Origin of the sequence: Bradyrhizobium sp. (assembly GCF_036735945.1) — a bacterium.
Lineage (GTDB): Bacteria > Pseudomonadota > Alphaproteobacteria > Rhizobiales > Xanthobacteraceae > Bradyrhizobium.
On sequence record NZ_DAINNI010000094.1, the window covers coordinates 1 to 19,192 of the forward strand.

18 protein-coding genes and 2 pseudogenes are annotated in these 19,192 nt (G+C 64.5%); 8 read left to right on the plus strand and 12 right to left on the minus strand.

All coding sequences use genetic code 11. The annotated features are described in order from the left end of the window. Positions 1-482: ABC transporter substrate-binding protein (locus V7E26_RS22635; protein WP_324420413.1), on the minus strand; the 482-nt coding region annotated here is incomplete at its 3' end. A gap of 82 nt (positions 483-564) precedes the next feature. Next, positions 565-1,386 (minus strand): putative hydro-lyase, encoded by an 822-nt coding sequence (locus V7E26_RS22640; protein ID WP_324420415.1) that lies wholly within the window; start codon positions 1,384-1,386, stop codon positions 565-567. A 121-nt stretch (positions 1,387-1,507) separates the two neighbouring features. On the opposite strand from V7E26_RS22640, the gene V7E26_RS22645 reads away from it, so the two are divergent. Genes V7E26_RS22645 through V7E26_RS22655 form a run of 3 tightly spaced genes read left to right on the plus strand, consistent with a single transcriptional unit; the run spans position 1,508 to position 4,677 of the window. Continuing rightward, on the plus strand, positions 1,508-2,425 hold the full coding sequence (locus V7E26_RS22645; RefSeq protein WP_324420417.1) for a LysR family transcriptional regulator: 918 nt from the start codon (positions 1,508-1,510) through the stop codon (positions 2,423-2,425). Between the two features lie 52 nt (positions 2,426-2,477). Beyond that, positions 2,478-3,728 (plus strand): Zn-dependent hydrolase, encoded by a 1,251-nt coding sequence (locus V7E26_RS22650; RefSeq protein ID WP_324420419.1) that lies wholly within the window; start codon positions 2,478-2,480, stop codon positions 3,726-3,728. 34 nt (positions 3,729-3,762) lie between these two features. After that, a complete protein-coding gene (locus tag V7E26_RS22655; RefSeq protein ID WP_324420421.1) occupies positions 3,763-4,677 on the plus strand; it encodes an NAD(P)-dependent oxidoreductase in 915 nt (304 codons plus the stop codon). A gap of 192 nt (positions 4,678-4,869) precedes the next feature. Here V7E26_RS22655 and V7E26_RS22660 read toward each other — a convergent pair whose 3' ends face one another. Further along, positions 4,870-5,946, minus strand: coding sequence for a tartrate dehydrogenase (locus V7E26_RS22660; RefSeq protein ID WP_324420423.1), 1,077 nt, complete (start codon positions 5,944-5,946; stop codon positions 4,870-4,872). Positions 5,947-6,127: 181 nt separating this feature from the next. On the opposite strand from V7E26_RS22660, the gene V7E26_RS22665 reads away from it, so the two are divergent. After that, positions 6,128-6,904 carry an SDR family oxidoreductase gene (locus tag V7E26_RS22665; RefSeq protein ID WP_324420426.1) on the plus strand — a complete coding sequence of 259 codons (777 nt, stop codon included), beginning with the start codon at positions 6,128-6,130 and terminating at the stop codon, positions 6,902-6,904. A gap of 92 nt (positions 6,905-6,996) precedes the next feature. Here the strand turns inward: V7E26_RS22665 and V7E26_RS22670 are convergent, their stop codons facing one another. Then, positions 6,997-7,848, minus strand: coding sequence for an alpha/beta hydrolase (locus V7E26_RS22670; protein ID WP_324420428.1), 852 nt, complete (start codon positions 7,846-7,848; stop codon positions 6,997-6,999). A gap of 106 nt (positions 7,849-7,954) precedes the next feature. On the opposite strand from V7E26_RS22670, the gene V7E26_RS22675 reads away from it, so the two are divergent. The 4 genes and pseudogenes from V7E26_RS22675 (at position 7,955) to V7E26_RS22690 (ending at position 12,051) form a co-directional block, all read left to right on the plus strand. After that, positions 7,955-9,376 (plus strand): amidase, encoded by a 1,422-nt coding sequence (locus tag V7E26_RS22675; protein ID WP_324420430.1) that lies wholly within the window; start codon positions 7,955-7,957, stop codon positions 9,374-9,376. A gap of 70 nt (positions 9,377-9,446) precedes the next feature. Next, positions 9,447-10,133, plus strand: a pseudogene (locus V7E26_RS22680) (MFS transporter); the annotation flags it as partial. Positions 10,134-10,144: 11 nt separating this feature from the next. Continuing rightward, positions 10,145-10,810, plus strand: a complete 666-nt coding sequence (locus V7E26_RS22685) for a sulfite oxidase-like oxidoreductase (protein WP_324420432.1) — start codon at positions 10,145-10,147, stop codon at positions 10,808-10,810. A 23-nt stretch (positions 10,811-10,833) separates the two neighbouring features. Further along, positions 10,834-12,051, plus strand: coding sequence for a bifunctional alpha/beta hydrolase/OsmC family protein (locus V7E26_RS22690; protein WP_324420434.1), 1,218 nt, complete (start codon positions 10,834-10,836; stop codon positions 12,049-12,051). On the opposite strand, the gene V7E26_RS22695 is transcribed toward V7E26_RS22690, so the two are convergent. The 8 genes and pseudogenes from V7E26_RS22695 to paaB all read right to left on the minus strand — a co-directional run. Beyond that, positions 12,048-13,103, minus strand: coding sequence for a YeeE/YedE family protein (locus tag V7E26_RS22695; protein ID WP_442893458.1), 1,056 nt, complete (start codon positions 13,101-13,103; stop codon positions 12,048-12,050). The genes V7E26_RS22690 and V7E26_RS22695 overlap by 4 nt on opposite strands. Before the next feature lie 230 nt (positions 13,104-13,333). Next, complete coding sequence (locus V7E26_RS22700) at positions 13,334-14,356, minus strand: quinone oxidoreductase family protein (RefSeq protein ID WP_324420438.1); 1,023 nt, start codon at positions 14,354-14,356, stop codon at positions 13,334-13,336. A gap of 34 nt (positions 14,357-14,390) precedes the next feature. Continuing rightward, positions 14,391-15,716, minus strand: coding sequence for a phenylacetate--CoA ligase PaaK (paaK, locus tag V7E26_RS22705; protein WP_442893459.1), 1,326 nt, complete (start codon positions 15,714-15,716; stop codon positions 14,391-14,393). Between the two features lie 24 nt (positions 15,717-15,740). After that, positions 15,741-16,199: a hydroxyphenylacetyl-CoA thioesterase PaaI gene (gene paaI / locus V7E26_RS22710; protein WP_324420443.1), complete on the minus strand. Its 459-nt coding sequence runs from the start codon at positions 16,197-16,199 to the stop codon at positions 15,741-15,743. 259 nt (positions 16,200-16,458) lie between these two features. Next, positions 16,459-17,538, minus strand: coding sequence for a 1,2-phenylacetyl-CoA epoxidase subunit PaaE (paaE, locus tag V7E26_RS22715; RefSeq protein WP_324420445.1), 1,080 nt, complete (start codon positions 17,536-17,538; stop codon positions 16,459-16,461). A gap of 134 nt (positions 17,539-17,672) precedes the next feature. After that, positions 17,673-18,173 carry a 1,2-phenylacetyl-CoA epoxidase subunit PaaD gene (gene paaD / locus V7E26_RS22720; RefSeq protein WP_324420447.1) on the minus strand — a complete coding sequence of 167 codons (501 nt, stop codon included), beginning with the start codon at positions 18,171-18,173 and terminating at the stop codon, positions 17,673-17,675. Then, positions 18,167-18,943: a 1,2-phenylacetyl-CoA epoxidase subunit PaaC gene (gene paaC, locus V7E26_RS22725; protein ID WP_324420449.1), complete on the minus strand. Its 777-nt coding sequence runs from the start codon at positions 18,941-18,943 to the stop codon at positions 18,167-18,169. Before paaC ends, paaD begins: the two co-directional genes overlap by 7 nt. Positions 18,944-19,076: 133 nt before the next feature. Beyond that, a pseudogene (gene paaB / locus V7E26_RS22730) lies at positions 19,077-19,192 on the minus strand (1,2-phenylacetyl-CoA epoxidase subunit PaaB); the annotation flags it as partial.

The following is a 19,192-nucleotide window of genomic DNA, read 5'->3' on the forward strand; positions in this document are numbered from 1 at the left end:
TGCGGCGCGGCGCGGAAATAGAACTTCAGGCCGCGGCGATGCAGGCTCGGCGAGGAGTTGTCGGCCGAGAGGAAGGGAATCTGATAGCGCTCGCAGATCTGGCTGACGGTGACGGCCACCGAGCTCTGATAGGTGCCAATGATGGCGCAGACCTTCTCCTGCGTGATCAGGCGCTCGGCTTCCGCGCGGCCCTTCTGCGGATCGGCCTGATGGTCGGCGAATACGAGTCGGACCTTGGCGCCGCCAAGGCCCGACAGTCCCTCGCCCTTCGCCAGCGGCAGGTCGAAGTCATAGTTCTTGTTGATGAGGTCGGCCGCGGTCTCGAACGCCTTCTGGGCGTCGACGCCGATCTGCGCGCTGGCGCCGGACAGCGGATAGATCACGCCGATCACCACTTCGGAAGTCTGCGCGCGGCTTGCGAGCGGCGCGAACGCGGCGGCAGCGGTGGCTCCAAGCAGCACGTTTCGGCGCGAGATGTTCATGGCAGTATCCTCTGTTGATCGGCGGCTATCGATGAAACGGTTGGCGATGACGGTAAAGCCTGAATGCACGGCAATGGTAGCATCAAAGCACGGCAAGGTGCCTGTTCATGAGATCGGTCACCAGCATCAGTCCCGGCGAATGCGTGATCGCAAACGGCAGCTTCGCAGCCTGGATAACCGATTGCGGGGTGACACCGCATGCCCAGAACACCGGAATCTCATCGGCCGCAATCGGCACCGCATCACCGTAATCCGGCTTGTTGATGTCGGCGATGCCAATCGAATGCGGATGGCCGAGATGGACCGGCGCGCCGTGCACGGAGGGAAAGCGCGAGGTGACCTGCACCGCGCGGATCGCGTCCGCCGGCTTGAACGGTCGCATCGAGACCACCATGGGCCCCGCGAAAGGCCCCGCCGGCGCGCAGGCGATATTGGTGCGGTACATCGGCACCCGCAGCTTGCGCTCGACGTGGCGGATCGGCAGGCCGTCGGCCAGCAATGCCTCCTCGAATGAATAGGAACAGCCGATGACGAAGGCGACGAGGTCGGCGCGCCAGTGCGCCATGATGTCGGTCGGCTCCTCCACCACCTCGCCGTCACGCCAGACGCGGTAGCGCGGCACGTCGGTCCGGATATCGAGATCGATGCCGAGCGCAGGGATGCGGGGGTCGCCGACATCGGACATGCCGATAATCGGGCACGGCTTGGGATTGAGCTGGCAGAAGCGATGAAAGGCGCTCGCGAGCTTTTCCGGCAGGATCGCCAGATTGCCCTGGACGTAGCCGTTGGCGACGCCGGCCGTGGTATCGGCCATGCCGTTCCGGCAGGCATGCCGGGCCGCGACGCTGGGCGATAAATCCGCCGTATCGAGACCGGGCCGTTCGTCCCTCGCCGAGCTGGTCATCGTTGATCCCCGCTTCCAATCTTGTTGGCATCTACTCCGGCATATGGCTAAGATAATGTCTAATCGTCTTTTTTAATTGGTTTTGATAAATAACACTTATCAAGCTGCAGGCAGAGGGTGCATGACCGATTTCAAGGCAATGGAAACCTTCATGTGGGTGGTCACGCTCGGCAGTTTCCGCGGCGCGGCCCAGAAGCTCAATACGACCCAGCCGGCGATCTCGCAGCGGATCGCGCAGCTCGAACGCGAGATCGGCGTCAAGCTGCTGCAGCGCGACCGCCGCATGGTACTGCCGACGCCGAGCGGCCGGCAATTGCTGCTCTATGCCGAGAAGCTGATCGGGCTGCGCTCGGAGATGCTGGCTGTCGTCGGCGACCGCTCGGCGATGCGCGGCGTGCTCAGGCTCGGCGTCGCCGAGACCATCGTGCACACCTGGCTGCCGCAACTGATCAAGAGCGTCAATCACGCCTACCCGAACCTTTCGCTCGAGATCGAGGTCGACATCACCTCGAATTTGCGCACCCGCCTGCTGGCCCAGGAAATCGAGCTCGCTTTCCTGCTCGGGCCGCTGTCGGCGCCGATGGTCAATAACCGGGAGCTGTGCGACTACCCGGTGGGCTTTACGGCAAGCCCCTCGCTCGGCCTCGGCAGGCAGGAGCTGACGCTGCATGACCTCGCGAAATTCCCGATCATCACCTTCTCGCGGCGGACCCAACCTTACGAGATCGTGCGCTCCCTGTTCAACCGCCCCGACCTGCCGCCGATCCGGCTGCATGCTTCCGCCTCGCTCGCCACCGTCATCCACATGGCGATCGAAGGCCTCGGCATTGCCCTGATCCCGACCGCGATCGTCGAGGACGACATGGCGCATGGCCGGCTGCAACTGTTGTCGACTAACCTGCAACTGGCGCCGCTGACGTTTTCGGCAAGCTGGCTCTCCTCGCCCGATACGGTCGCGGTGGAACGCGTGGTCGAGATCGCCGCGAGCCTGGCGCGCGGCGGCGTCATTGTTGACGCGCCGCCGCAGGCGCGTCATTGAAGCTGCCTGTCTTGCGTCCTGTTCTTGCGTTTCCAGTGCCCGGAAGTAGCCCATGACCAACATCGGATCCAACCTGCAGATCGATTCCGCCCGGCTGTGGGGCACGATTCACGAAACCGCCAGATTTGGCGCGACGCCGAAGGGCGGCGTTCGGCGGCTGACCCTGGGGCCCGAGGACAAGCAGGTACGCGACTGGTTCCGCAAGGCCTGCGAGGACGCCGGCCTGGAAGTGCAGGTCGATGCGCTGGGCTCGATGTTCGGCCTGCGCAAGGGCCGCGACATGTCGAAGGCCCCGATCGGCCTCGGCTCGCACCTCGATACCCAGCCGACCGGCGGCAAATATGACGGCGTGCTCGGCACGCTGGCGGCGCTGGAGGTGGTGCGGACGCTGAACGCTGCCGGCATCGAAACCGAGATACCGATCTGCATCTGTAACTGGACCAATGAGGAAGGCTCGCGCTTTGCGCCGGCCATGATGGCTTCCGCCGCCTATGTCGGCGACTTCACCACCGACGACATTTTGTCGCGCCGGGATGCCGAAGGCGTCACCGTGGCGCAGGCGCTCGACAGCATCGGCTATCGCGGCGCAACCGCAGTGGGGACGCAAAAGTTCTCCGGCTTCGTCGAACTCCACATCGAACAGGGACCGATCCTGGAAGCCGAGAACAAGACCATCGGCGTGGTCGATTCCGGCCAGGGCGTGCTGTGGTACGACGGCAAGATCACCGGCTTCGAAAGCCATGCCGGCTCGACGCCGATGCCGCTGCGGCGCGACGCACTGGCGACGCTGTCGGAAATCGTGCTGGCGATGGAAGAGATTGCGAAGCAGCACGGGCCGAAGGCGGTCGGCACGATCGGCGAAGCCGTGATCGCCAATCCCTCGCGCAACGTCATTCCCGGCGAGATCGCCTTCACCGTGGACTGCCGCAGCGCCGATGCCGCGATCATGGATGCGCTGGACAGGGATTTGCGCGCCGCCATCGCCGAGATCGCGGCGCGGCGCAAGGTCGAGGTGCAGTTCGACCTGATCTGGCGCAAGCCGCCGACGCATTTCAATCCGAAACTCGTCGACGCCGTGGAGAATGCCGCGACGATGCTGGGCTATTCGCATCGCCGCATCACCTCCGGCGCCGGCCATGATGCCTGCAACCTCAACACGGTGATCCCGGCGGCGATGGTGTTCGTGCCCTGCAAGGACGGCGTCAGCCACAACGAACTGGAAGACGCGACCCAGGCCGATTGCGCGGCGGGCGCCAACGTGCTGATGCATACCGTGCTGGCGCTGGCCGGCGTCGCATCCTGACAATCAAGACTGCAGATATCACTTGGGGGAAACCATGCGTGGAGTTTTCGTCGACGCCAATGAATCGCTGGCGGTGATCTTCGAACGGCTGCAGGAAGCCGGTGATCCCGAGGTGCGGATCAACCGCAACCCCGATATCACCCCGGATCAGTATCCCGCGATCCTCGACGGCGCGGAGATCGCGATCGTCGACCATACGGCGCTGCCGACCGATATCGCCAAAAAGTGCGCCGGGCTGAAGCACGTCGTGTTTCTCGGCACCGGCGCGCGCAGCTACATGAACCCGGACGAACTCGCCGGGACCGGCATCCATGTGCACCTGATCAAGGGCTATGGCGACACCGCGGTCGCCGAATGCGCTGTTGCGCTGATGTGGGAAGGCGCGCGCGGCCTTGCAAAGATGGATCGCGGCATCCGCGCCGGAAACTGGCTGCGCGACGACGGCATGCAGTTGACCGGCAAGACGCTCGGCCTGATCGGCTTTGGCGGCATCGCCGCCGAAGTGGCGCGGATTGCGCAGGGGTCGGGCATGCGCGTCATCGCCTGGAACCGGACGCCGAAGAAGTTTCCGAAAGTCGAGTTTCTCGATTACGACGAAGTGCTGACCGAGAGCGACGTGATCTCGATCCACCTGCTGCTGAACGACGAGACGCGCGGCATGATCTCGCGCGCCTGCATCGAGGGCATGAAGCCCGGCGTGATCCTCGTCAACACCGCGCGCGGCGCCATCGTCGACGAGGAAGCCATGATCGACGCGCTGAAGTCGGGCCACATCCGGCATGCCGGGCTGGATGTCTTCAACATCGAGCCGCTGCCGGCGGATCATCCGCTGACCAAACTGCCCAACGTGACGCTGTCGGCGCATTCGGCATTCCGCACGCCGGAAGCCAGCGAGAATTTGATGCGCGCCGCGTGGCAGCATTGCCGGCGGATCGCAAACAAGAAATAGGCGCCCCTTGCTCCCCCGTGATCCCTTGGGTTTGGACTATCTCAAATCGCAACGATGCGATGGTGGGCATGCCACGCTTTGCCCACCCTCCGGGACATTCCGTCATTGCGAGCGAAGCGAAGCAATCCATTTCGCGGCATAGCGGATGGATGGATTGCTTCGTCGCTTTGCTCCTCGCAAAGACGAGGGAGCCTAATCCACCATCTCGGCCACCGCCTTGCCGCAGGCGGTGGTGTCCGCATTGCCGCCGAGATCCTTGGTCCGCAGCGTGCGTTCGGCCAGCGTGCGCTCGATCGCGCCGACGATCGACGCCGCCGCTTCCTTCTCGCCGAGATGCTCCATCATCATCGCGCCGGACCAGATCATGCCGATCGGGTTGGCGATGCCCTGCCCCGCGATATCGGGGGCCGAACCGTGCACCGGCTCGAACACCGAGGGGAAATTGCCTTCCGGATTGATGTTGCCCGATGGCGCGATGCCGATGGTGCCGGTGCAGGCGGGCCCCAGATCGGACAGGATGTCGCCGAACAGGTTGGAGCCGACCACGACGTCGAACCAGTCCGGATGCAGCACGAAGTTCGCGGTGAGAATATCGATGTGGTACTTGTCCCACTTCACGCCGGGATATTTCTTCGCCATCGCCTCCACGCGCTCGTCCCAATAGGGCATCGTGATCGAGATGCCGTTGGATTTGGTCGCCGAGGTCAAATGCTTCTTCGGCCGCGACTGCGCCAGATCGAACGCAAATTTCAGGATGCGGTCGACGCCGGTGCGCGTCATCACGGTCTGCTGTGTCACGAATTCGCGGTCGGTATCCGGGAACATGCGGCCGCCTACGGACGAATACTCGCCTTCCGTATTCTCGCGCACCACCCAGAAGTCGATGTCGCCGGGCTTGCGGCCCGCGAGCGGCGACGGCACGCCCGGCATCAGCCGCACCGGGCGCAGATTGACGTACTGGTCGAACTCGCGGCGAAACTTGATCAGCGAGCCCCACAAGGAAATGTGATCGGGGATTTTCGCCGGCCAGCCGACCGCGCCGAAATAGATCGCATCGTGCTTGCCGATTTGCGCCTTCCAGTCCTCCGGCATCATCTCGCCGTGTTTCTCGTAATAGTCATAGGAGGCAAAGTCGAAATGATCGAACTGTACGGTGACGCCGTGCTTTTTCGCCGCCGTCTCCAGCACGCGCAGGCCTTCCGGCATCACTTCCTTGCCGATGCCGTCGCCGGGAATGACTGCGACCCGATATGTCTTCTTCGTGCTCATCCGTTACTCGTCCCTAGGGGTTTTCGGGCCGCGCCAGCGCGCCGGCCAATTCGATCGAATTGCAATGGACCAATCTTCGGCGCAGTGCAACGCTGCAGTGCAATGTTGACCGCAACGGCCGCATCCGCCTACCAATTTCCGGCGAAGCCCCGCCCCTCCTTCAAGCCAAGCGAGAATTTCCATGGACCTGCACCTGCGCGGCAAACGCGTCCTGATCACCGGCGCCTCCAAGGGCATTGGCGCGGCCGCCGCCGAAGCCTTTGCCGAGGAAGGCGCCGACGTCATGCTGGCCGCCCGCAACGGCGAGGCGCTGAAGGCGCTGGCTGAGCGGCTGCGCTCGGCGCACCAGATCAGCGCGACCACCCACGTCGTGGACCTGCGCAAGGGCGAGGATATCGCACGGCTTGCGAACGAAGCCGCCGAGATCGACATCCTCGTCAACAATGCCGGCGACATCCCCGGCGGCTCGGTCGAGAAGATCGACGAGGCGACCTGGCGGCACGCCTGGGAACTGAAGGTGTTCGGCTACATCAACCTCACCCGCACGATCTACGCCCGGATGAAGGCGCGCGGCGGCGGCGTGATCGTCAACGACATCGGCGCGGCCGGCGAAAAATTCGACGCCAACTACATCTGCGGCAGCGCCGGCAACGCCGCGCTGATGGCCTTCACCCGCGCGCTCGGCGGCAAGAGCCTCGCCGACAACATCCGCGTCGTCGGCATCAATCCGGGTCCCGTCGGCACCGATCGCCACGTCACGCTGCTGAAGACGCGGGCGAAGAACCAGTTCGGCGACGAGAACCGCTACAGGGAATTCCAGAAGGGCATGCCGCTCGGCAGGCCCGCGCATGCGCGCGAGATCGGCGATCTCATGGCGTTCCTGGCGTCGGAGCGGTCGGGCTATACGTCGGGCGTGATCTTCACGGTGGACGGCGGGCATACGTCGGGGTGGGGTTAGTTCATCAGTCTCCACCGTCATTGCGAGCGAAGCGAAGCAATCCATTGTCCCCGCGAGGAAGCATGGATTGCTCGCAATGACGGCGATAGCGCCTACCCCGTCGTCCGCTCGAACAACTGACGGATCAGCGTCGTGATCCGTCCCTTCGGCGACATCATCTCGTACAGGATGGTGAAATGGTTGGCGCCGGGAATTTCTTCGTACGTCACCGGCAAACCATGCTTCGCGCGGTGGCAGGCGAAATCGGCGGTCTGCCTGCGCAGCAGCGGCAGTTCGGCGCTGCCGACCACCAGCGACAGCGGCTTCGACGGACCGCCTTCCTGCATGAGAGGCGAATTGCGCCGCGACATCGCTTCATCAGCGCCGAGTTTCTCGTTGAGGTAGGAATGCCTGACAGGCTCGAGATCGTAGATGCCTGATATCGCCATGCCCGCCCTCACCTTCGGATGCGACAGCGACATCGCGGTGAGATGCCCGCCGGCGGACCAGCCCGACACCACGATGCCGGCATCGGCGGCGCCGAGCGCGGGCAATTGCCCGGCGAGAAATGTGATCCCGGCATGGATCTCGGCGACGATCTCGTCGAGATTCGCCTCCGGCGCCAGGGTGTAGCCGGTCAGGGCGACGTTGATGCCATGTGCCATCGCGCCCTCGGCAACGACGGTGAAGACCTCCTTGGCGCGCGCCTGCCAGTAGCCGCCGTGGATGAACAGCAGCGTCGGCGCATTGTCGGCCGCTTTGAGGAAATCGATCCGGTTGCGTTCGCGCGGCCCGTACCTCAGATCCATATGCGCGGGAAACCGCTTGCGCAGTTCGGCGGAGCGCTGCTCCCAGCCGGCGACCATGTCGACGCTGCCGGATACCGCGGCCCCGTTGTTGAGGCCGAGGTCGCGCTCCTCCTGGCTCAGGGCACGCCAGTCCAGCGCAGAAAACAATGTCGTCATGCATTATCTCCGGTCGGCCACAACTTCCATGCGTTTCCACTGTGCCGCAAAATGGTCTACAGCACCATCGGTAACCAACAAGTTGCAACAAGCGGGAGAAAGCGAAGTGGCTGATCAGGGGCTGGTGCGTGAGACGGCAATCGCCATTGTCGGCAAGCTGAAGTCGGGCGAAGTCACCCCGCTCGACCTGCTCGACGTGCTGGAAAAGCGGATTGCCGAGGTCGACGGCGAGGTCAACGCGCTGCCGACGCTGCGCTTCGATCGTGCCCGCAAGCACGCCACTGATCTGATGAAGAAGCCGGCCAGCGAGCGCGGGCTGCTTGCCGGCCTTCCGATCCCGATCAAGGACCTCACCAATGTCGAGGGCGTGCTGACGACGCAGGGCTCGCCGATCTACAAGGACAATATCCCGGCCAAGTCTGACATTCTCGTCGAGCACCTCGAAAACAATGGCGGGGTGATCTACGCGAAATCGAACACGCCGGAATTTGGCGCCGGCGCCAACACATTCAACGAAGTGTTCGGCCCGACGCGCAATCCCTGGGACACTTCGCGCTCCGCCGCCGGCTCGTCGGGCGGCGCGGCGGTCGCGCTCGCGACCGGCACGGCATGGCTGGCGCATGGCTCCGACATGGGCGGCTCGCTTCGCAACCCCGCGAGCTTCTGCGGCATCGTCGGCTTGCGGCCGAGCATCGGCCGTGTCGCGCATACGATAGCGGCGGCCGTCGACCGCAATCTCGGCGTCCAGGGCCCGATGGCGCGCAATGTCGAAGACGTCGCGCTGCTGCTCGACGCCATGAGCGGTGAACATCCCGGCGATCCGCTGTCGCTGCCGGTACTGCCCAATTCGTTTCTCTCCGCCGCGCGTTCCGGCCACAAGCCGAAGCGCGTCGCCTATTCGCCCGATCTCGGCATCACGCCTGTCGACCCCGAAGTCGCCGCCATCACCCGCAAGGCGGCGGAGCGCTTTGCCGAGGCCGGCGTCATCGTCGAGGAATCCCATCCCGACCTGCGCGAGGCCCATGAATGCTTCCACGTGCTGCGCGCGTTCGACTTCGCGCTCTCCAAGGCGGCGCTGCTGCGCACCAAGCGCGACCTGCTCAAGCCTGAAGTGATCTGGAATATCGAGGAAGGCCTCAAGCTCACCGTCGAGCAGATCGAACGCGCCGAAGCGCAGCGTGTCGCGATGACCGCGCGCACGCTGGAATTCTTCGACACATACGACCTGTTGCTTTGCCCGGCGACGATCGTGGCGCCCTTCCCGGTCGAGAACCGCTATGTCGCCGAATGCGCCGGCAAGAAATTCGACAATTACGTCGAATGGCTCGGCATCGTCTACGCGATCACGCTGGCGTGTTGCCCCGCGCTGTCGCTGCCGTGCGGCTTCACCGCCTCCGGCCTGCCGGTCGGGCTGCAGATGGTGGCGCCGCCGCGCGGCGAGGCGCAATTGCTGGCCGGCGCCAAGGTGCTGGAGGACATCCTTGGCGTGCGCGGCACGACGCCGATCGATCCAAGGCCGCCCAAATAGCAGCGATCGTTAGCGCTATCGCCTCCGCCTGACGCGACATTCTCCGGTTCCTGAAATGGAACCGCGCTCGGCTGCCGTGATGCGGCGTAACCTGCATGAGACGGAAGCGTTCGAAGAAGCCAGGAAGGTGACCAAGCCGACCGGTTCGATCCGCGGCCTCCTGAAATATCCGCGCGAGGTGCTGCTCGTGGTCGGTCTCACCGCCGGCGGCACCGCGGCGTTCTACACCTTCACCACCTACATGCAGACCTTCGTCAAACTCTCCGTCGGCCTCACCGAGGACCAGACCACCTTCGTGATCTTCGGCTCGCTGGTGTTCGCGACCCTGCTGCAGCCGATCTATGGCGGCCTTTCCGATTACATCGGCCGCAAGCCGCTGCTGATCTTCTTCGGGGTAGCTGGCACGCTGACCACCGTCCCGATCCTGACCACGCTGAAGGAGACGAAATCGCCATTCACCGCGTTCCTGCTGATCTGCGGCGCCTGGCTGTTCGTCGCCGGCTATACCTCGATCAACGCCGTGGTGAAGGCGGAGCTATTCCCGACCAATGTCCGCGCACTCGGCGTCGGCCTGCCCTATGCGATCACGGTCTCGCTGTTCGGCGGCACCGCGCCCGCGGTTGCGCTCTATTTCAAGACGCTGGGCCATGAGCAGTGGTTCTACTACTATCTGAGCGGCATGATCTTTCTCTCGCTCCTCATCTATGCCACGATGCGCGACACCAAGCATGCATCCGCCATGCATCGCCACGAGTAACTGTTGCAGATATGGCAGACGAGAACGAGCCGCCGCCGGAAAGCAAGCTGACGCGCAGCAAGCGGCGCTGGGCGCGCGAAGGCAAATTCCTCACCGGCAGGATCGCGCGCCCCGAGGAGACACGCCTGCCGCCCGGCCAGCACCTGACGAACGACTGGCCGACGCTCGATCTCGGATTGACCCCGAACATCTCGCGCCAGCGCTGGCGGCTGGACGTCTATGGCGCGGTCGAAGCGCCGCTGTTCTGGGATTTCCCGGAGTTCACATCGCAGCCGCAGAGCAAATTTCTATCCGACATTCACTGCGTCACCACCTGGTCGCGCTACGACAATCAATGGGAGGGGCTCGCGACAAGCGATCTTCTCGACGCCTGCCGGCCGCGCGAGGAAGCGCGCTTCGTGGTGCTGCATTGCCATGACGGCTACACGACGAACCTTTCGCTGGAAGATTTCGCCGCCGAGGACGCGCTGCTCGTCCATAGCTGGTCCGGCGCACCGCTGGAGCAGGAGCATGGCGGCCCGGTGCGGCTCGTGGTGCCGCATCTCTATTTCTGGAAAAGCGCGAAATGGCTGCAGAGCATCGAGTTTTTGGCCGAGGACCAACCCGGCTATTGGGAAGTGCGCGGTTACCACAACCGCGGTGATCCCTGGGCCGAGCAGCGCTATTCGAACGACTAGTTTCAGGTGCAGGGAGATCAGCCGTGCCGACTGAACGCTTTCAATTCACCGGCGAAGGCGGCCATCAGCTTGCCGCCGCGCTGGATACGCCTGATGGCCCCGTCCGGGCCTACGCGCTGTTCGCGCATTGCTTCACCTGCGGCAAGGACGTGCTGGCGGCCAAGCGCATCGCGGCCGCGCTGGCGATCAAGGGAATTGCGGTATTGCGCTTCGATTTCACCGGGCTTGGCGCCAGCGAAGGCGAATTCGCCAATGCGACATTCTCATCTGATGTCGCCGACCTCGTCCGCGCCGCAACCCATCTGCGTGAAACCCGCGCCGCGCCCGCGCTGCTGATCGGACACAGCCTGGGGGGCGCGGCGATTCTCGCCGCCGCCGGGCAGATTCCGGAAGCAAAGGCGGTCGTCACCATCGCCGCGCCCTCCGATCCCGTCCATGTCACGCACCTCTTCAAGGACCGCATCGAGGATATCCGCGCGCAGGGCAAGGTGGAGGTGCAACTCGCCGGACGTCCCTTCCACATCAAGCGCGAATTCCTCGATGACGTTGCCGAGCACAACCTGGCTGCCCATATCGCAAAGCTGCACAAGGCGCTGCTGGTGATGCATTCGCCGACCGACGACACGGTCGGCATCGACAACGCGACAAGGATTTTTGTCGGCGCCAAACATCCCAAGAGCTTCGTATCGCTGTCGGGCTCCGATCATCTCCTGAGCGACAGGCGTGACGGCGCCTATGTCGCCGACGTGATCGCGGCCTGGGCCGAGCGCTATATCGAGCCTGCCGCAGCGAAGCCCGCAGTGAGCGAGGGGCCGCGCAACGTCGTGGTGCGCGAAACCCGCAACGGCAAATTCGAGCAGGTCATCACCACCGGTCCGCACGAAATGCTGGCGGATGAACCGGTGGCCGTCGGCGGCCAGGACAGCGGACCCGGACCGTATGATTTCCTGCTTGCCGGCCTTGGCGCCTGCACATCGATGACGATGCGGATGTATGCCGACCGCAAGTCGCTGCCGCTCGAGCGCGTCACGGTGACGCTCCAGCATGGCAAGATTCACGCGGAGGATTGCGCGGAGTGCGAGACACGCGAGGGCATGCTGGACCAGATCGAGCGCGTGATCTCGATGGAGGGCGCGCTGGACGCCGATCAGCGCACAAGGCTGATGGAGATCGCCGACAAGTGCCCGGTGCACCGGACGCTGAAGTCGGAGATAAGGATCGTGACGAAGGCCGCGGATTAGGCCGCGGCCAGCGGCCTGACGCGCAGCGCGCCGCGCAGGCCAACTGCGCTTCCGACGAGGATGCCGGCGAAGGCGATCAGCGAGGCCAGCGCCAGCGTCGAAAATCCGGTCAGTCCCTGCCCGATCGAGCAGCCGAACGCCATCACGCCGCCGATGCCCATCAGCGCTGCGCCGCCGCCGGAGCGCAGCATGTGGCGCGGCGACTGAAAGCCTTCGAGCTGAAAGCGGCCGGTGAGCAGCGCGGTCGCGAGGCTGCCGGCGAACACGCCGAATACGGTGACGATGCCGAAATTCAGCGCCGAGCCCGTCGACAGCATGATGTACTGCAGCGCGTCCGCGATCGGCGCGATGAAGGTGAGCGAAGTCACCGGCACAGGGTTGAAATCGTCGGCGCCGAGATAGCCGGTCGCGAACCAGCCCCCGGCCACCAACGACCCGATCACAAGGCCGGCGGCGATCTGGCCCGGCGAACGGCGGAACGCCGGGTGCGCAAAGGCGAAGATGATCAGCGCCGCCGAAATGATCGAGGCCGCCAGCATGCGCGCGGCCGTGGCGCTGAGGCCCGCGGACGCCAGCAGCGCGGGCACGGAGTTGGCGCTTGTCGTGGTCTGCGATGCCCCGACCATCGCGATACGCGCTGGCGCAATCAGGCCCTTCAGCGCCATCTGGGCGAAGATCGCAAGCACGACGACCACGAGAAAGGAGCGCAGGTTACCGCGGCCGAGCAGCACCAGCGCGCGCGAGCCGCAACCGTTCGACAGCACCATGCCGTAGCCGAACAGGAGGCCGCCGAAGAACATCACGGGAGCGGAGAAGGATGGCTGCAGATAGATCGACTTGCCGATATCGACGAGGCCCGCCGCCGCCAGCAATTGCGTCGCCGCAACAGCTACGCCGATCGCGAGCGCGTAGGTCCGCACCAGCCGGCCATCACCGCCGGCCCAAAAACCGCGCAGGCTGCTGAGCAGGCAGAAGCTGCTCAACAAGGCCACCGATCCATAGATAAGACCGATCAGCAATCCGCTGATGACAATGATGTTGCTACCGTCCAGCACCGGCATATCTCCGCACCAAACGCCGCGAAAGCGGCCGTCAGAGCTCAAATAGGAGGCAATTTCCGTGCTGCTAATACGTCGGAAGCATGGGTGCGTCCACGGCTTCTCCGCGCAAAGAATTAATCTCTCGCGTGACGGCACGATCAGGGAACAGAAATACTGTCGTTCACCAAAAGCGGAGAGATTTGTTTTCCGTGCAAAAACGGAGGGCAGCTCTGCCGAAGACCCTAAGCCGGCCGCAAGATCACGCGATCCCGCGAGGAGCCGGCGACCGCAATGAAGGCCGCCTTTGCCTGCTCCAGCCCATAGACCGCGTTCGGCTTGATCGGGAACGGCTTGAGATGCCCGCTGGCGAAGCCGGGAGCGAGCTCCCGCAGCACCGCGCCGGTCGCGACCGACGACAGGCCGAGCGTGTCGATGCCGACATAGGTGTGCTGTCCCCGGTAGAATTCGAGGATGTTGAACTGCACGATACGGTCGATCGCCGCGATCAGGATCTGCCGCCCGCGCAACGCCAGCGACTTGTGCGCCGCCTGAAAATAGGGATCGCCGACGGTGTTGAAGACGATGTCGGCGCCCTTGCCATCCGTCAGTTCGCGCACGCGCGATGCGACGTCGGTCACCGAGGCATCGATGACTTCAACCTCGGAATTGCTGTGACCTTCGTACGGCTCGGCCTTGCGCACCACGCCGATCACGCGCGCGCCGTGCCAACTCGCGATCTGCACCGCGGCCTGCCCGACCTTGCCATTGACACCCATCACCAGCACGGTCTCGCCGGCTTTCGGGATGCCGGCGCGGCGCAGGCCCTCCATCGCGGTCACAAACGGCACGCCGATGCCGGCAGCCTCTTCCCAGGAAATGCTGCCTGGTTTCTCCACCACCGCATCAGCCTCGACCACGAGATGCGTGGCATGGGTGCCGTCGCGGCGAATACCGAGATCGCCCGACGAGCCGAACACCTCGCGCCCGATCCAGCCCTGCGGCCCGTCGATCACGACGCCCGCATAGTCGCGCCCCGGCGTGCGCGGAAAGACCGCGTAGGGCATCAGCCCGGTCGCGGCCTTGACGTCGGACGGATTGACCGCCGCGGCCCTGATTTCGATCAGCAGATCGCTCGCGCCACGCGACAGCGCATGCGTCTCGATGACGGGCGCAAGCGAAGCCGCATCGGCGGCCTTCGCAGGCAGGCGCACGCAGCGGGCCTGGACTGTTACGGGCTTGGCGTCTTGCTCTTTCGCAACCGGCATCACGTCGTTCCTGCTCACTCATGTGAGGCAGGAGTTACCCTTTCGGCCGCTTGTCGTAAACCCGTTTGGCCTTGCCGAGCGAGCGTTCCAGCGTGTCGGGCGCGACGGCCCTGATGCGGGCGGTGATGCCGATGGTGTTCTTGATGAAGACCGAGACCTTTTCGGTATGCGCGGGCAAGCCGCTGCCGTCCCAGCTTTCCGGGCGGGCTTCGGCGAGCACGGTCATTTCGTCCATCCGCCCTTCCCGCGTCAGCTCGATGATGAAATGGCCGCCGCACCAGTCGGTCGCCAGCAGCGCTTCCTCGATCTGGGTCGGGAAGACGTTGACGCCGCGCATGATGATCATGTCGTCGGAGCGGCCCGTCACCTTCTCCATGCGCCGCATCCCCGGCCGCGCCGTGCCCGGCAACAGCCGCGTCAGGTCGCGGGTGCGGTAACGGATGATTGGAAAGCCCTGCTTGGTGAGCGAGGTGAAGACCAGTTCGCCTTTCTCGCCGTCGGGCAGCACCGCGCCGGTCTCGGGATCGATCACTTCCGGATAGAAATGATCTTCCCAGATGTGCAGGCCGTCCTTGGTCTCCACGCATTCCTGCGCGACGCCGGGGCCGATCACCTCTGATAGCCCGTAGATGTCGGTGGCGTCCATGTCGAAGGCCTGCTCGATCTCGGCGCGCATCGCATTGGTCCAGGGCTCGGCGCCGAAGATGCCGAACTTCAGCGACGATTTTCGGGGATCGAGGCCCTGCCGCTTGAACTCGTCGAGGATCGCGAGCATGTAGCTCGGCGTCACCGTGATGATATCAGGCCTGAAATCGTTGATCAGTTGCACCTGCCGTTCGGTCATGCCGCCGGACACCGGCACCACCGTGCAGCCGAGCATCTCGGCGCCGTAGTGCACGCCGAGCCCGCCGGTGAACAGGCCGTAGCCATAGGCATTGTGGATGATCATGCCGGTGCGGCCGCCGGCGGCGCGGATCGAGCGCGCCATCACCTCCGACCAGATGTCGATATCGCCCTGGGTGTAGCCGACCACGATCGGCTTGCCTGTCGTGCCCGAGGAGGCATGAACGCGGACCAGTCTTTCGCGGGGGACGGCGAACATGTCGAAGGGATAATTGTCGCGAAGGTCCGTCTTCGCGGTGAACGGAAATCGGGCGAGATCGGCAAGCTGCCTGAAATCGGACGGATGCACGCCGGCCGCATCGAACGCCTTTTTGTAATGCGCGACGTTGTCGTAGGCGTGCTTGAGCGACCAGGCGAGGCGCCTGGTCTGCAGCGCCATGATCTCGTCCCGCGAGGCGCGCTCGGATTCATCCATTTCAGGGTGGTAGCCGCTTCCGCTGGACTTCAATTTGGCCATGGCCATGACGCGTTTCCCTTGTCGCTATTTTTGTGCGGCTGCGCTGTCCACCACCGGCAGCCAGGTGCCGGCGATGGTGCGGGAGTGACCGCGGAACTCGGCGATCACGACGTCGCCTGCGGTCACACGAACGTCGTAGATGCCGGAGCGGCCGCTGCGCGAAATCTCACGCGCGGTCGCCACCAGCACGTCGCCAAGCTTCCCCGGCCGGATGAAGGCGATGTCGCACTGCGCGGCGACCGCGCGTTCGTTGCGGGAGTTGCAGGCAAAGGCAAAGGTGGAATCGGCGAGCAGGAAGATGAAGCCGCCATGGGCGATGCGCTGGCCGTTGACCATGTGCGGCGCCACCGTCATCGTCAGCGTCGCCTGCCCCGGCTTGACCTCGACAATTGTCATGCCGAGGCCCTTGCTGGCGTCGTCTTCTCTCCACATCGCATCCGCGCAGGCGCGGGCGACTTCATCCGGCGACAGCGCGACGTTCATAACGGGCTACCCGCCCGGCGAGACGGTTTCACGACGTTCTCTCCCTTTTGCGTACGGGCCGGTTCGGCCGCTTTACGTAAGTCTCAGTGTCGGGTCGAAGCACCTGCGGTGTCAACGATCCCTTCTTCTGCAGCCTCAACCACTTCCGTCATTCCGGGATGGTGCGTAAGCACCAGACCTCAGGTGCGCAATTGCGCACCGGGGAATCCCGAGATTCCGGGTTCGCGTCTAAGACGCGCCCCGGAATGACGAGGCTCACTCACACATGATCGTAGTCCACCACGACCTTGTCCGAGCACGGCCGGGCCTGGCAGGTCAGGATAAATCCTGACTTCAGCTCCCACGGCTCCAGCGAATAATTGACTTCCATCTGCGCGTCGCCCTCGACCAGCTTGGCGCGGCAGGTCGAGCACATGCCGCCCTTGCAGGCGAACGGCAAATCCATACCGGCGCGCAAGGCGGCATCGAGAATGGATTCCTCCTCGGCAACCGGCACCTCGCGCCGCTTGCCGTCGATGATCAGGGATGCCACCGCCTTCGGCGGCGCGGAGGCTTCGACCACCTTCTTCGGACGCGGCTTGCCGCCGAATTCCGAGACGAAGCGCTCGACGTGGATACGATCCTCTGCGATGCCGATGTCGCGGCAGGTCGCCTCGATATCCTCGCTCATGCCGATCGGGCCGCAGACAAAGACGTGATCGACGCTGGACGCGGGCACCAGCGAGCGCAGCAGGACGCGCACTTTCGCGCCGTCGAGCCGGCCGTGCAGGATCGGGATGTCCTGCTCTTCGCCCGAGATGACATGGAACAGCGACAGCCGCTGCAGGAAGCGGTCCTTCAGTTCCTCCAGCTCTTCTAAGAACAGCATGCTCGACGTCGAGCGGTTGCCGTAGAACAGGAAGAAGCGGCCATCCGGCTCGCGGGCCAGTACGCCCTTGATGATCGAGAGGATCGGCGTGATGCCGCTGCCGGCGGCAAAGCCGACATGGACCCGCCCCTCGCCGGGCGCGTGCGCGACGCCGAAGCGGCCGGTCGGCGTCATCACGTCGAGCTCGTCGCCGGCCTTCAGTTCGTCGGCGGCCCAGTTCGAGAACGCGCCGCCATCGACCTTCTTCACGGCGATACGCAGTTCGCCGTCATCGGGCCCGGAACAGATCGAATAGGAGCGGCGCACTTCCTCGCCGTCCATGGTCGTACGCAGCGTGAGGTATTGGCCGGGGTTGAAGCTGTAGTCGCCTTCCAGCTCCTTCGGAATCGCGAAAGTCATGGACACGGCGTCGGCGGCCTCGCGGCGGAGGTCGTTGACGGCAAGACGATGGAAGCGCGGCGCGTGGGACATCTGTTATCTCCCCCCGTCATTGCGAGGAGCGAAGCGACGAAGCAATCCATCTCTCGTTACGCCGGGCCATGGATTGCTTCGCTTCGCTCGCAATGACGGGACTCCCTGTTGGGCTACGCAAGACGAGGACATGATCAATGACACTTGAAATAATCGAAGGGTTCGCGGCAGGCCTTGCAACGCCACAGCGCCTTGCAGGAGGTCGAGCCGAACTCGGCGAGCCGCTCGGTATTGGCAGAGCCGCATTGCGGGCAGGCCACCTGCTGTTCGCCGAACAGCGCGCGGCGCGAGCCCGAGGCCTGCGGCGGTGCGATGCCGTAGGCGCGGAGCTTGTTGCGGCCGTCCTCGCTCATCCAGTCGGTGGTCCAGGCCGGCGACAGCACGGTGCGAACGGTCGGCCGACCGATGCCGGCGCGCTCCAGCGCCAGCTCGATCTCCAGCGCGATCATGTTCATGGCGGGACAGCCGGAATAGGTCGGCGTGATCGCGACCTCGACGCGGCCGTCATGCACCTCGATTTCGCGCAGCACGCCGAGATCGGCGATGGTGAGCACGGGAATTTCGGGATCGACGACCGTCGAGGCCGCCTCCCAGGCGCGGCGGCGCAGGTCGGTATCGCTGAGAAGCGTCACCATGTCGCCCCCGGAAACGTCCGCTGCATCGATTGCAGCTCGCTGAGGAGATGGCCGAGATGCTCGCTGTGCCGGCCGCTCCTGCCGCCCTGCTGCATCCAGTCGTTGTCCGGCAGCGTCAATGTCGCCTCGTTGACGACGCTGGAGATCATCCTGAGCCATTGCGGACGCAACGCCGCAGGATCGATCGCGATGCCGGCATCGATCAGGCCGCGCTCGCTGTCGTCGACCGAAAACATCTCGCCGGTAAAGGCCCAGAACTCGTCGACGGCCGATTGCGCGCGGCGGTGGCTTTCCTCGGTGCCGTCGCCGAGGCGGATGATCCATTCCGAAGAATGGCGCAAATGATAGGCGCTTTCCTTTTCCGATTTCGCGGCGATCGCCGCCAGCGTGGCGTCGCTGGAGCGCATCATCGCGCGCCAGTACAGATCGGCGAAGGTCGCGTAGAAGAACTGGCGCACCATGGTGCGCGCGAAATCGCCGTTCGGCTGCTCCAGCAGCAGGAGATTGCGGTACTGCCTGACATCGCGCAGGTAGGCGAACTTGTCCTCGTCGTTGCCCCTGCCCTCGACCTTGGCGGCGTAGGTATAGAGTTCGCGGGCCTGGCCAAGCAGATCGAGGCCCATATTGGCGAGCGCCATGTCCTCTTCAAGCATTGGCGCATGGCCGCACCATTCCGACAGCCGGTGACCCAGGATCAACGCATCATCGGCGCGGCGCAGGATGCAGAGCACCAGCGGCGTTTCGGAGACGGTGATGTTGGCTGCGGTCATGTCAATCACCTGCTAGCGGTCGTCATTGCCTGCGACAAACGCGAAGCGTTTGCGCAAGGGAGCGAAGCGACGAAGCAATCCATTCTTCTGTTGCGGCGCGATGGATTGCTTCGCTGCGCTCGCAATGACGGCGTCACATGTGCCCGACTTCGTCGGGTACGTCGTAGAATGTGGGATGGCGGTAGATCTTGGATTCCGCCGGCTCGAACATCATGCCCTTCTCGGACGGATCGGACGCGGTGATCGCGC

What these genes read in the sequence shown, in the direction of transcription:
- V7E26_RS22655 (WP_324420421.1), top strand. Translation starts at nt 3,763, where the DNA reads ATGCGTGGAGTTTTCGTCGACGCCAATGAATCGCTGGCGGTGATCTTC.
- paaC (WP_324420449.1), bottom strand. Translation starts at nt 18,943, where the DNA reads ATGACCGCAGCCAACATCACCGTCTCCGAAACGCCGCTGGTGCTCTGC.
- V7E26_RS22640 (WP_324420415.1), bottom strand. Translation starts at nt 1,386, where the DNA reads ATGACCAGCTCGGCGAGGGACGAACGGCCCGGTCTCGATACGGCGGAT.
- paaE (WP_324420445.1), bottom strand. Translation starts at nt 17,538, where the DNA reads ATGTCCCACGCGCCGCGCTTCCATCGTCTTGCCGTCAACGACCTCCGC.
- paaD (WP_324420447.1), bottom strand. Translation starts at nt 18,173, where the DNA reads ATGGTGACGCTTCTCAGCGATACCGACCTGCGCCGCCGCGCCTGGGAG.
- paaI (WP_324420443.1), bottom strand. Translation starts at nt 16,199, where the DNA reads ATGAACGTCGCGCTGTCGCCGGATGAAGTCGCCCGCGCCTGCGCGGAT.
- V7E26_RS22685 (WP_324420432.1), top strand. Translation starts at nt 10,145, where the DNA reads ATGGCAGACGAGAACGAGCCGCCGCCGGAAAGCAAGCTGACGCGCAGC.
- V7E26_RS22665 (WP_324420426.1), top strand. Translation starts at nt 6,128, where the DNA reads ATGGACCTGCACCTGCGCGGCAAACGCGTCCTGATCACCGGCGCCTCC.
- V7E26_RS22645 (WP_324420417.1), top strand. Translation starts at nt 1,508, where the DNA reads ATGACCGATTTCAAGGCAATGGAAACCTTCATGTGGGTGGTCACGCTC.
- V7E26_RS22650 (WP_324420419.1), top strand. Translation starts at nt 2,478, where the DNA reads ATGACCAACATCGGATCCAACCTGCAGATCGATTCCGCCCGGCTGTGG.
- paaK (WP_442893459.1), bottom strand. Translation starts at nt 15,716, where the DNA reads ATGGCCAAATTGAAGTCCAGCGGAAGCGGCTACCACCCTGAAATGGAT.
- V7E26_RS22660 (WP_324420423.1), bottom strand. Translation starts at nt 5,946, where the DNA reads ATGAGCACGAAGAAGACATATCGGGTCGCAGTCATTCCCGGCGACGGC.
- V7E26_RS22670 (WP_324420428.1), bottom strand. Translation starts at nt 7,848, where the DNA reads ATGACGACATTGTTTTCTGCGCTGGACTGGCGTGCCCTGAGCCAGGAG.
- V7E26_RS22700 (WP_324420438.1), bottom strand. Translation starts at nt 14,356, where the DNA reads ATGCCGGTTGCGAAAGAGCAAGACGCCAAGCCCGTAACAGTCCAGGCC.